General features: G+C 30.5%; 7 protein-coding genes. 1 reads left to right on the plus strand and 6 read right to left on the minus strand.

All coding sequences use genetic code 11. From position 1 onward, the window contains the following. Positions 1–113 precede the first annotated feature (113 nt). Complete coding sequence (locus tag MW871_RS12495; protein WP_248428880.1) at positions 114–2,372, plus strand: acyl-CoA dehydrogenase family protein; 2,259 nt, start codon at positions 114–116, stop codon at positions 2,370–2,372. Positions 2,373–2,498: 126 nt separating this feature from the next. Here MW871_RS12495 and MW871_RS12500 read toward each other — a convergent pair whose 3' ends face one another. The 6 genes from MW871_RS12500 to MW871_RS12525 form a co-directional block, all read right to left on the minus strand. Then, on the minus strand, positions 2,499–3,794 hold the full coding sequence (locus MW871_RS12500) for a TolC family protein (RefSeq protein ID WP_248428881.1): 1,296 nt from the start codon (positions 3,792–3,794) through the stop codon (positions 2,499–2,501). After that, complete coding sequence (locus MW871_RS12505; protein ID WP_248428882.1) at positions 3,787–6,207, minus strand: ABC transporter permease; 2,421 nt, start codon at positions 6,205–6,207, stop codon at positions 3,787–3,789. The genes MW871_RS12500 and MW871_RS12505 overlap by 8 nt, the downstream gene beginning before the upstream one ends. Before the next feature lie 2 nt (positions 6,208–6,209). Then, positions 6,210–8,639: an ABC transporter permease gene (locus tag MW871_RS12510; protein WP_248428883.1), complete on the minus strand. Its 2,430-nt coding sequence runs from the start codon at positions 8,637–8,639 to the stop codon at positions 6,210–6,212. Between the two features lie 2 nt (positions 8,640–8,641). Beyond that, positions 8,642–11,083 (minus strand): ABC transporter permease, encoded by a 2,442-nt coding sequence (locus tag MW871_RS12515; protein WP_248428884.1) that lies wholly within the window; start codon positions 11,081–11,083, stop codon positions 8,642–8,644. Between the two features lie 11 nt (positions 11,084–11,094). Then, positions 11,095–11,799 carry an ABC transporter ATP-binding protein gene (locus MW871_RS12520; RefSeq protein ID WP_188050928.1) on the minus strand — a complete coding sequence of 235 codons (705 nt, stop codon included), beginning with the start codon at positions 11,797–11,799 and terminating at the stop codon, positions 11,095–11,097. 79 nt (positions 11,800–11,878) lie between these two features. Further along, positions 11,879–13,117 (minus strand): efflux RND transporter periplasmic adaptor subunit, encoded by a 1,239-nt coding sequence (locus MW871_RS12525; RefSeq protein WP_248428885.1) that lies wholly within the window; start codon positions 13,115–13,117, stop codon positions 11,879–11,881. Positions 13,118–13,197 lie beyond the last annotated feature (80 nt).

Genomic DNA, 13,197 nt, shown 5'->3' on the forward strand with positions numbered 1-13,197 from the left:
AATCACTTTAATTAGAAGATATTAGAACGTGAAAGTCGTGTTAATTTATCTTTTAAGGAATTATATTTTATTATCTTGACACAACTTAAGATTTTATAAAAATTTAATTTACTATGAAAGATTCCAAACTAAAAGCTTTTATACCTCTTTTTTACCTCGTTTGGTCAGACGATCTTTTGACTCAAAAAGAATTCGTGACTTTACAGAATTTCATCTTTTCACAAGATTGGTTAAATACAAAAGAGCAGGAAATACTACTCTCTAATTTAGATAGCAAAACACCACCAACACGAACCACAATAAACAGTTGGAAATCAGAAATAGAAACCTTTCTCAACGAAAATCCTACTTTAAAATCTACTTTTGAAATAGCAACATTACTTTCTGATAATGAAAATAGTAGTAGAGATTTGCGTGCTGCATTTATACAACTCGAAAATGATTTAGGAATTTCTGGCGAAGAAATAATTACAGATTTCAAAAACAAATCGAATAGTTTAACTTCAAATCTTCAAACGATTACAAGTTTTGAAATTGAAAAACTCACAAGAATTCTAGATGGCGAGCAAGCAGCAATAATAAAAAAAGTAAAACTGATAATCAGTCAGCCTGAATTTGCTTACGAAACTTCTACTGACACGGCTATTTATAGAGAAAAAGTCTATGATTGGTGCAAAATACTTGCCAAAGAAAATTTAGGTAACATGGCTTATCCTAAAGAATACGGTGGCGGAGATAATATAGCCGATTATTTTGCTATAATGGAGACCTTGAGTTACCACGATCTAAGTTTAGTTATTAAATTTGGTGTTCAATTTGGACTTTGGGGAATGAGTGTTCACTCTTTAGGTACAGAAAAACACTATGCTAAATACTTAAAAGATATTGGCTCACTTAAAATACCGGGTTGTTTTGCCATGACAGAAACCAATCATGGATCGAATGTGAAAGGGATGGAAACCACGGCCACTTACAATCACGATGATCAGACATTTACCATTCATACGCCACATCAAAAAGCACAGAAAGAATACATTGGTAATGCAGCCGTTCACGGACAAATGGCAACCGTTTTTGCGAAATTAATAATTGATAATACAGATTATGGAGTCAACGCATTTATAGTACCTATACGCGATGCAAATAGTGTGGTTTTAAAAGGCATTACTATAAATGATTGTGGGCTAAAAATGGGTCTTAACGGAGTAGATAACGGAACGATTAGTTTTGATCAGGTGGTTATTCCAAAAGAAAACATGCTCGATCGTTTTGCTTCCGTTAATGATAAAGGTGAATTCGAAAGTCCAATTCCAAGTGATAATAGACGATTTTTCACCATGTTAGGAACTTTGGTTGGTGGTCGAATTGGTATTCCTAGATCTGCTTTGTCTGCAGCCAAATCTGGGCTAACCATTGCAATACAATATAGCGATAAACGCCGACAATTTGGACCAGAAGGTGGCTCTGAAGTTCCGATATTAAATTATCGAATTCATCAAAGACGTTTGCTTCCGCTAGTAGCTAAAACCTACGCCAATCACTTTGCACTGCAATATGTTACCAAACGGTTTATGCAGAGAACCGAAGCCGAAATGCCAGAAATTGAAGCATTGGCGGCAGGTATGAAAGCCTACTCTACTTGGAGTACAACTGCTATTTTACAAGAATGTCGAGAAGCTTGTGGCGGTAAAGGATATTTGTCTGAAAATCGAATTGATGCTTTAAAAAATGATACTGAAGTATATACCACTTTTGAAGGAGATAACACCGTATTAATGCAATTAGTGGCTAAAAACCGTTTATCCGAATTTCGAAAATCATTTGGACAAATGGATGCAATGGGTATCATTCAATATGTGTATGATAATGCTAAAACAGCTATTGCTGAAAAAAATCCGATTGCAACTCGAAAAACAGATGAAACTCATTTGATTGATCAAGAGTTTCATTTGAATGCTTTTATACATCGTGAAAAAACTACTTTAGCTTCTGCGGCAAAACGTTTAAAAAAATTGATCGAAAGTGGTCTTGACCCTTATGATGCCTTTAATGTAGTGCAACATCAAATGATTGATGTCGCGCAAGCTTATCTAGAAAGAATAGTTTTAGAGCAGTTTCAAGAGGCTATTAAAACTATTGAAGACAACGATAGTAAGGCTGCAATGATTAAATTGTGTCAACTATATGCTTTAGCGCAGATAGAGAAAAATAAAGGTTGGTATTTAGAAGATGGCTATATGGAAGCGGTAAAAACAAAAGCAATTCGTAAGATGGTCAATCAATTATGTTGGGATATTAGACCTGATGCGGTTGCGTTGGTTAAAGCTTTTGATATTCCAGACTCTTGTCTTGCTGCACCAATTGCCTTTTAATAATAAAAAATTATCAAATAAAAAAAAACTCCTCATTTTAGAGGAGTTTTTTTTGTATTCAACTTCAATTATTTTTTAAATTAATTCTATAAAATGGAGTTCAAACGAATTGTATTGTGAGTAAAATTATAAACTATTGAACTTTAATAAACGAACTCTTAAACTAGTATATTGTATTTGTAGTTCATTTTTTAATACTTCATATTCAGCAGCAAGCAATTGGTTTTTTACGGTTGTATATAAAATAGCTTCTATTTTTCCGTTTGTAAATTTGGCTTGTGTTGTAGCTAATGATGCTTTTGCATAGCTTTGCTTTTCAATTAATTTTTGCTTTAATCTTATATAATTTTGCTCATTCATTTCTTCTAAAGCAATTTTTTTATCTAACTCTTGCTTTTCTTGCTCCATAAATTGTTTCGTTTTTTCACTTTCTATTTTAGAAGCACTAATTTTTTTATTGTTACGAAAACCATTAAAAATGGGAACTGCTAACTGTACTCCTACTTGCTGACTTTTATTGTCTTGCAGTTGACTGAAAAAAGCAACAGCATTTGGATCAGTCATTTTTAAATTTTTATAATAAAAAGTCGAATATCCATAATAGGCAGACAATATTGGTAAATTATTCGCTCTTTCAATGCTTATCGTTTTTAAGGTATTTTCAAATTGAAGTGCTGCACGTTTTATTTTAGGATTATTCCTCGTTATTTGTTCTTTCTCATAGAGAGCTTCTCGTTCCAATTCAATTTCACCTATTGCAACGGCAGTAAAATTTAACAACTGGAACAACTGCATCTTCTGAATTTCATACAATTGTTCGGTTTGCATGTTCCTACTTTCATCTTCAGAAAAACTCAATTGCATGTCATATAAGTCACTTTGTGGTTTGCTACCAATATTTACTTCCTTGGTTATTCTTTCTAAGTTGAATTCACTTTGTTTGAATTGCTCTTTCTGAATTTTTAGTAATTCTTGCGTATAGAGTGCTTGGTAATAGCTTTCTAAAATCTGAAGTTTATACTCATTTTCGATCACTGCTGCATCTGCTTTAGCCAACTCCATATTTATTTTATCTTTTTGAGCATTTGCAAAAGCACTAAAATCAATTAGATTCATTTTTGCATTCAAATAAAAATTATCATTCTGAATGTTAGAACTCACTCTTCCGTTAGTAGAAGGATCGATCGTAGAACCAAAATTATAACTTTGATCTCCATATAAAGTAACAGCGGGCAACATTCGGTTTAAAACAGAATGTTGCAATTTTTCAGTGCGCTTTATTTCTAATTGTCTTATTTTAATTTCGATGTTGTTTTGTAAACCTACCGAAATACATTTGTTAACCGACCAAGAATTTTCTTGACCACTTACTAGCGTAGTAAATACGAAAAAAATGATGGCTGAAATGAGTTTATTATTCATATTTAAGATATTTTAATACATCGACTCTTGTGGCTTGATAAGCTCTTGATAACACTACAACTAGCGTTAAAAATAGCAAAGCAACAAATCCTATTATAAAAGGAAAAACTGAAATTTCGATTCTATAAGCGAAGTTTTCTAACCATTTATTCAATAAATAGTACACTGGATATAAAGCAATTAAAAACCCTATTATACAATACGAAATGTATTGTTTGGAAAGTTCTTTTAGTAAAACATTAGTTTCGGCGCCAATCGCTTTTCGAATAGCAATTTCTTTCATTCTACTTTGTATAGAATAGGAAGCTAAAGCAAATAGTCCGAAAAGTGCAATACCAATTACAATAATATTTAGTAATGAAAAGAGGTTGTTTTGCTTTACATAAGATTCGTACGTTCTCGCATATTGCTTGTCTACAAAATCATATTTAAAAGGATATTCTGTATCTACTTTTGACCATAACTTTTCAATATCAGCTAATGTATTTTCAATACCTACCGATTTTAATTTTATGTAAATTTTATCAATACCGCCAGCACTTTCGAAAGTTTTTATGTGATAAAAAGTCATAGGAAGAACATTAATTTCTGGACTTAATACATTAAAATCTTTAACAACACCTACAATTTTTAACTTTTGATTTCTTAATAAAACTTCTTTACCAATTGGATTGTTAATATTCATTAATTTTTGAGCAGTTTCATTAATCAAAATAGAATTGAGCGTATCCGAAGCAAATTTTTCAGTAAATCCCCTGCCTTTTGTAATCTTTATGTTCATCAATTCAAGCATCCCAAAATCAATAGCAACGTTGTTTTCTTTGAATAAAACATCATTATATAAAATTGGTGATAAATCTCCAGAAGTTCCGGTAAAAGTAAGCGCCCCAGTAGAAACAGATTCAACACCTTTTATTTTTAAAATTTCTTGTTTTAATGTAGCGTATTTATTGTAAATATTTTGACTAACATTTTCTACTTTATAAGCTGATTCTGGAAAATTTAAATTCACCGAAATGACCTGATCTCCTTTAAATCCTAAATCTTTGTGATTTAAATAATTTATCTGCTTATATACAATTGTAGAGCCTATAATAAAAAAAGTAGCAATCGCAAATTGAAAAATCAACATTCCGTTGCGGACCCAAATTCCACTTTTACTTCTTGCATAATTCCCTTTCAAAACTTTTAAAGTTTCAAAATTAGAGACATAAATCGCTGGAAATATTCCTGAAACAAAAATAGTAATGATAAAAATAAGTAGCAATTGCATGTAGAACTGGCTTCCAATTATGGTTAAGTTTTTATTTAAAAACTGATTGTAGTAAGGTAAAGTCAGTTCTACAAGTACTAATCCAAATAAAAGAGAAAACAAGCTTATCAAAATAGTTTCGAAAATAAATTGCTTTATAATATCGCTTTTTGATGCTCCGACTACTTTTCGAACTCCTACTTCTTTTGCTCTTCTTATAGCATTGGCAGTTGCCAAATTGATATAATTTACAATCGAAAGAATAAGAATCATAATAGATAATCCTATCATAATCAACAAAAACTGATAATTGCCTCGTCCTTCGGGATAACCATCTGTAATAGAGTGTAATCGCGATTTTGAAAGCGGTTCCATAAAAACGGTAAAATGTCCAATTTTTTTCTCCATTTCCTCCAATGTAAAACCTGCTTGTTTTGCATTTAAAACTATCACTTCTTCGTAATAAGCTTTTTCTAGCAATAATCGGGTAGCTTCTACTTTTGAAGGGTCTTTCAGTTTTAGTAAAAGTTTTAATGTAAAGAGTCCGTGTTGTTTTTCAGGATCTACTAAATCCTTCATTTTATTGACAATAACATTTGGAGCGACAGACGATTTACCAGGAATTTGATAAACTGCACGAACAACATGCATTGTGCCTAAGCAATTTATCTGTTTACCAATTGGATTTTCGTTTACAAAAATTTTTTTAGAGAGTGCTTCAGAAATTGCAATACTCGTATCGTCCATTAATGATGAATAACCATTTCCTTTTATTATTTTGAACGGAAATAGAGAAAAGAAATCACTTTCTACATTCATAATTTTATCTACTTCTACTTTCTTACCATTATAAATTATTTTATCATTTTGATACCAACTATCAGCAAAAACAAGCTTTTCTACATTAATATCTTTTTGAAGATATGTTTTTAACTTTATAGAATTTTCTGCTAAAATTGGCATATCGGTAAGTTGAACCAATACCTGATAAACTTTTTCTTTTTCAGGATTCCATTCATCATAACTTTGTTCGTCATTCCAATACAGTAAAGCAAAGATTAATCCCGCAATTCCTATGGCTAATCCTAAAGCATTCAAAAATGAAAACAGTTTGTTTTGCTTTAGGTTATATATAAATATTCGTATCCAATTTTTTAGCATTTTTATTCGTATTTTAAATATTTTAATACATCGACTCTTGTGGCTTGATACGCTCTTGATAGTACTACAACTAGCGTTAAAAACAGCAAAACAACAAATCCTATTACAAAAGGGAAAATTGAAATTTCGATTCTATAAGCGAAGTTTTCTAACCATTTATTCAATAAATAGTAGACTGGATATAAAGCAATTAAAAACCCTATTATACAATACAAAATGTATTGTTTGGAAAGTTCTTTTAGTAAAACATTAGTTTCGGCGCCAAGTGTTTTTCGAATAGCGATTTCTTTCATTCTACTTTGTATAGAATAGGAAGCCAAAGCAAATAATCCGAAAAGAGCAATGGCAATTACTACTAAATTTAATAATGAAAAAAGATTTTTTTGCTTTACGTAGCTGCTGTAAGATCTTTGATATTCTTTGTCGACGAAATCGTACTGAAATGGATAATCTATATCCACTATTTTGGTCCAAAATTTCTCGATATCACCCAAAATTTGATCCATATCTTTGGGAGTTGCGGCTACATAAATATTGTTTAGAAATACAGTAAACCACGGAACTGTTTTAAAATGGAAAAAAGACATTGGCGGTATTGCTTCACTAGGATTTCCTAGGTTAAAATCTTTCACAACACCAACAATTGTAATATCTTTATTATCCCATTTTACTATTTTTCCAATCGGATTTTTTTCTTTTAACATTTTGGCTGCAGTTTCATTAATCAACATCGTATTGATGGTATCTTGAGAAAATTTTGAACTTAAATAGCGTCCTTTTGCTATTTTTATATTCATCATTTCTAGCATACCAAAGTCAATAGGCATATTATCTCCATCAATATTTAAATCTTTATAATAATAACTTATTGTTGATTTTGCTCCTCTTCCAAATACAAAACCTCCACCTGAAACTTGATGTACACCTTTAATCCTTAATAATTCATTTTTAATTCTGTTATACCTATCAAATCTATATTGATCTGTAATTGCTTTATCTTCGCCGTAAACATTTCTATAGGAAATATTCAAAATTTGTTCTCCTTTAAAACCAAGATCTTTTTTACCCATAAAATCTATTTGTTGGTAAACAATGTAAGAACCGATGATAAAGAAACTTGCAATTGCAAATTGAAATATTAGCATTCCGTTACGCAACCAAACACCTTTTTTACTTCGTCCGAAATTTCCTTTAAGCACTTTCAGAGTTTCAAAATTGGAAACGTATATTGAAGGAAATATTCCTGCCATTATAACAATTACAATAAATAATAATATAAGTTGCTTATAAAACTGGCTTCCTTGCAAAAAAAGACTTTTATCTAAAAAATCATTATAATAGGGTAAAGAAAGTTCTACAATAACTAATGCTATCAAAATGGAGAACAAGGAAAGTATCGCAGTTTCAAAAATAAATTGTAGAATTATGTTTTTTCTTGAAGCACCCATAACTTTTCTAACTCCAATTTCTTTAGCTCTTTTAATAGCATTTGCTGTAGCTGAATTAACATAGTTTACTATCGACAGAATTAAAATTAAAATAGATAATCCAATCATAATTAATAAGAATTGAAAATTACCTTTTCCTTCCACTAAACCACCAGTTTTAGTATGCAAACGAAGTGCGGAAAGTGATTCTAAATTAGGTTTTGAAGTTCCAAATTTATCTTCATATTGTTGTACAGTAATTCCCATATTCTTTGCATAACGAACAGTCATATTCTCAAAATATAATTTTTTAAGATTTTTTGTCACAAGTTCTGTATCGTTAGAATTCTTTAATTTAAGCAACAAAACCAATTGAAAATTCCCCCATTGTTCGATAGATTTTTTTATTCTCAAATCCATAAAATTGACTACGCAAGAAGGTGCATAGGAAGATTTTTTATTCAATTTATATATACCTCTAACTATCAATTTCGTATTCCTTAAAACCAATTCTTTGCCTAACACCTCTTCTTGACCAAATAGTTGAAAAGCGAGTTCTTCTGATAAGCAAATACTGTTCTCATCTGGCAATGAACCTTTTTTATTTCCTTGTACAAAGTCAAAAGGGAAAAAGTCAAAAAAGTTACTTTGAGCAATTATTATTTTATCAGACTGAATTTTTTTATTCTTGAATGCAATAATTTCATTACTGTAATCTCCCTCTAAATAACAATATGACTCTACTTCCGGTGTAGTCTCTTTAATCGCTGCTCCAATAGGTGCTGAACTTGAAGCCCAAAAACTGGTTGCATCCATTTGATTAGCTAGTAGAAACACATTATTTTTATTTGGATTCCATTCATTGTAACTTTGCTCGTCGTTCCAATACAGTAAAGCAAAGATTAATCCCGCAATTCCTATGGCTAATCCTAAAGCATTCAAAAATGAAAACAATTTGTTTTGCTTTAGGTTATATATAAATATTCGTATCCAGTTTTTTAACATTTTTATTCGTATTTTAAATATTTTAATACATCGACTCTTGTGGCTTGATACGCTCTTGATAGCACTACAACTAGCGTTAAAAATAGCAAAGCAACAAATCCTATTACAAAAGGGAAAATTGAAATTTCGATTCTATAAGCGAAGTTTTCTAACCATTTATTCAATAAATAATACACCGGAAACAAGGCGATTAAAAAACCTATTATACAATACAAAATATATTGTTTGGAAAGTTCTATTAGTAAAACATTAGTTTCAGCACCAAGTGTTTTTCTAATGGCAATCTCCTTCATGCGTCTTTCTATCGAATAGGAAGCCAAAGCGAATAAACCAAACAGCGCAATGACAATAACAACTACGTTTAATAAAGAGAAAAGATTTTTTTGTTTCACATATTCCTTATAGGACCGTGCGTATTTTTTATCGACAAATTCATACGAAAACGGATATTCAGTGTCTACTTTTGTAGTCCAAAATTGCTCAATATCGTTGATAGTATTTTCAATATTCGCTGTATTTACTTTTACAAAAATTGAATTCACGTTTTGCGCCATCAACGGAAATGTTTTTAAATGCACAAATATCATTGGTGCTTTTTTTTCTTGTGGTCCTCTTAAATTAAAGTCTTTTACAACGCTTATTATTTTTAATTTTTCTCCATCACCAGAAACTATTTCTTTACCTATTGGTTGTCTGATTCCTAAAATTCTCACTGCAGTTTCATTAATAATTACGTTATTTATGGTATCTGAAGCATATTTATTATTAAAATATCTTCCTTCTTTTAGTTTGATGTCCATCATTTCCAGCATCCCAAAATCAACCGCCATATTTAATCCTTGAACATTAGCATTTTGATATAAATAATCTCGTGAAGAACGTGCTCCCTTTCCAAAAGAAAAATTGCCAGTAGCAACTTGACTAACTCCTTTTACCTTGGCTAATCGATCTTTTATTCTCAGGTAATCCCTTAAAAATTCATTTTGATAACTTTCATCAGAATGTGTGTCAAACTTTTTGAGATAATCAATTTCAATAATTTTATCACCTTTAAAACCTAAATTTTTATTGGTCAAATGGCTGACTTGTTGATAAACAATTGTTGATCCGATAATAAAAAAAACGGCTATTGCAAACTGAAAAACCAACATACTGTTTCGAAACCAAATTCCCATTTTACTCCTGTTAAAGTTTCCTTTTAATACTTTTTGAGTTTCAAAACTTGAGATATAAAGTGCAGGAAAAAATCCACCGAGAAAAACCACAATTCCAAAAATAAAGAGCAATTGTAAATAAAACTCACTTCCGTACATTTTTAAATCCTTCTCTAATAATTCATTGTAAAACGGCAATGATATTTCGACAATTACTAATGCAAAAAGAATAGAAACTAGTACTATTATGATAGTTTCAGATATAAATTGAGCAATAATATTTCTTCTACTTGCGCCTAATATTTTACGCATACCAACTTCTTTAGCTCTTTTTATAGCACTTGCATTAGCTAAATTGACATAGTTAACAATGGAAAGAATCATTATCAAAATAGATAATACTACCGTTATAATTAAGTATTGATAATTACCGATTCCTTCAGGATATCCCCAATTTTCATTTAATTCTGAATTAAGACGCGCATCGCTTAGGGTTTCTAGATGTATTGCCACGATTCCGTGTTCTTTTATTTGCTGTTCTAAAGTAATATTGGCTTCATTTGCTTCTTTTTTTATAACGTTTTCTATAAAAAGTTTTTCAATCTTACGTTCAACCGCTTCTTTACTAGCATTAGTTTTAAGCTTGAGAAGTAAGCAAAAATTAAAAGTTTCCCATTGATCTAAATTCTTCGTAATGATTTTTTTAAAATTATCCGTCAGTACTACATCAGGTGCAAATGAACTTTTCATTTCATTTTTATATACGCCATTTACAGTGTAAAAATTTTTACCAAACTTAATTTGTTTACCTATTGGATTTTCATTGTTGAAAAAAATCTTATAAATTTTTTCAGAAATAGCAATAGACGAATCATCTTTAAGCGCATTTTTATCATTTCCAAAAATGAAGGGAAATGGAAAATAGTCGAAAAATTTACTTTGAGTATTAAATGCTTTTTCAATTTTTTGCTTCTTTCCATTATAACTAAACAATTCCGAATCGTACCAATTAAAACTGTAGTTATAACTTTCAATATTTGGATCACCGTCAAAATATTTACCAAGAGTACCAACTGTATAAGGCCATTGTTCATTATTTACCTTATTTATAACCATATGAATATTGTTCTTTTCAGGATTCCATTCATTGTAACTTTGCTCGTCGTTCCAATAGAGCGTGGCAAAAATTAATCCTGCTATTCCTATCGCTAAACCCAAAACATTTAAAACTGTAAAAAGCTTATTGTTTTTGATGTGATAGAAAAATATATTTATCCAATTTTTTAGCATGATTCAAAAATTTATGAAGTGATTAGTACATCAACATTACGACTATTCGTTTTTTCAGAAAGTACTATTCCGTCCTTCATCAATATTGTTTTTTGCGAAAAAGAAGCGTCATAATCAGAGTGTGTAACCATCAAAATGGTAGCGCCATTGGCATGTAAATCCGTCAATAATTCCATTACTTCATTTCCGTTTTTACTATCTAAATTTCCTGTAGGTTCATCGGCAAGAATAATTTTTGGATCATTAATTAATGCTCTTGCTACTGCAACGCGCTGCTGTTGTCCTCCAGAAAGTTGTTGCGGATAATGTTTCAATCGGTGTGAAATATTCAGTTTTTCAGCAATTGCTTCTACTTTTTGTTTTCTTTCTGCTGCAGGAATTTTGTTGTAAATCAACGGTAATTCAATATTGTCATACACCGATAATTCATCGATCAAATTGAAGTTTTGAAAAATAAATCCAATATTTTCTTTTCTCACCTTCGATTTTTGCTTTTCTTTTAAACCCACCATTTCCTGATCGAGTAATTGGTAACTTCCGCTAGAAGCGCTGTCTAATAATCCCACAATATTCAGTAAAGTCGACTTTCCGCTTCCTGATGCTCCCATTATCGAAATAAAATCACCTTGATTAATGGTTAATGATACGTCACTTAAAGCTTTGGTTTCAATTTCTTCGGTTCTAAATACTTTTGAAAGGTTTTTGATTTTGATCATACTATTCGTTTTTTGATTGATGTTATTTATTTACTAACTATTTACTAAGAACTAATTACTACGTGCAATTCAATTCTGTTTATTCTAAATTTAAAACTTCTACTTGCTTGTAATCTTTGTAAGAGGAAGTAATGACTTTTTCTCCCGGTTTTAATCCTTCCAAAACTTCATAATACAACGGATTTTCTCTTCCTAATTTAATGGCTCTTCTTTCTGCTTGGTTTCCTTTGACTACAAAAATCCATTTTCCATTGGTTTCTTCGTTAAAACTTCCTTTAGAAACGACAATTGTTTTCGTTTTTTCAGATAAATTTAGTTTTACACCAAAACTTAATCCTTGCTTTAAATCCAATTTTTCTTTTGATATAAAATCCAGTTCGACTAAAAATCTTCCATTTTTAATTTCTGGAATTACTTTAGTTATTTGAACTTCTATGTTTTTATTGTCAAAAATAACCGTTCCTTTTTGCTTCTCTGAAATACGGTCCAGATAAAACTCATCCACATCAGCGACTAATTTATACCCTTTTCGATCATCTATAATTCCAATGGTAGAATTCTGAGGATAATTTTTTCCAAGAATAGGTTCAAATGAAGACAATCTTCCGGAAAGTGGCGCCGTAACCAGAAAGTTCTTTTTGTTAGTTCTTAAAATTTCAAGACTTTTATTCATCACTCCAATTGATTGATTGAATTGTCCGATTTGCACTAAATTGGCTTGCTTTTCTTTACTTACACTTTGTTTTATAATTCCCATTCGCTCTTGTTGAAAACGAAAATTTTCTTTGGTTTTGTTCCACTCGCTTTTAGCTAAAATTTCCTGTTCAAATAAATTTTTATTCAAATCATATAAATTTTTGGCATCTAAATAATCGTGTTCTATTGCAATCAAATCTTTACTGAGATTTAATTCTTGGTTTCTTAAATCGAGTTTCGCTTTATTCAGATTATTAATTTGCTCAATAATAGCGGTTTCTTGTTGCATATACGCCAATTCTGAATTAGGATTGTATAATTTTGCTAACGGTTGTCCTTTGCTTACTTCATCCCCATTTTCGACAAAAATTTCTTGAACAGATCCACCTTCAATGATATTAATCAACATCGAATTTAGTGGAACTGCCTTTGCTTGAAAAGACATAAAATCTTCAAAATAATTATCTTCGACTGATTTTATTGAAATTTCATTTCTTTTAATTGTAAGACTTCTCTTTTTTGTTGCCGATGTAAAAACAACATATCCAACAATCAAGATAATTGGTAATGCGATTAATACGTACTTTTTTTTGTTACTTTTACTTTTAATAATGGTATCCATTGTTGCTAATTTGATAAGTGTAAAGGGAATTTCATGCCACTGATTTATAAATCATAACAATTTAAATTTCAGTTATTTGC

Origin of the sequence: Flavobacterium pygoscelis (assembly GCF_023162025.1) — a bacterium.
GTDB lineage: Bacteria > Bacteroidota > Bacteroidia > Flavobacteriales > Flavobacteriaceae > Flavobacterium > Flavobacterium pygoscelis.

What these genes read in the sequence shown, in the direction of transcription:
- MW871_RS12495 (WP_248428880.1), top strand. Translation starts at nt 114, where the DNA reads ATGAAAGATTCCAAACTAAAAGCTTTTATACCTCTTTTTTACCTCGTT.
- MW871_RS12500 (WP_248428881.1), bottom strand. Translation starts at nt 3,794, where the DNA reads ATGAATAATAAACTCATTTCAGCCATCATTTTTTTCGTATTTACTACG.
- MW871_RS12505 (WP_248428882.1), bottom strand. Translation starts at nt 6,207, where the DNA reads ATGCTAAAAAATTGGATACGAATATTTATATATAACCTAAAGCAAAAC.
- MW871_RS12510 (WP_248428883.1), bottom strand. Translation starts at nt 8,639, where the DNA reads ATGTTAAAAAACTGGATACGAATATTTATATATAACCTAAAGCAAAAC.
- MW871_RS12515 (WP_248428884.1), bottom strand. Translation starts at nt 11,083, where the DNA reads ATGCTAAAAAATTGGATAAATATATTTTTCTATCACATCAAAAACAAT.
- MW871_RS12520 (WP_188050928.1), bottom strand. Translation starts at nt 11,799, where the DNA reads ATGATCAAAATCAAAAACCTTTCAAAAGTATTTAGAACCGAAGAAATT.
- MW871_RS12525 (WP_248428885.1), bottom strand. Translation starts at nt 13,117, where the DNA reads ATGGATACCATTATTAAAAGTAAAAGTAACAAAAAAAAGTACGTATTA.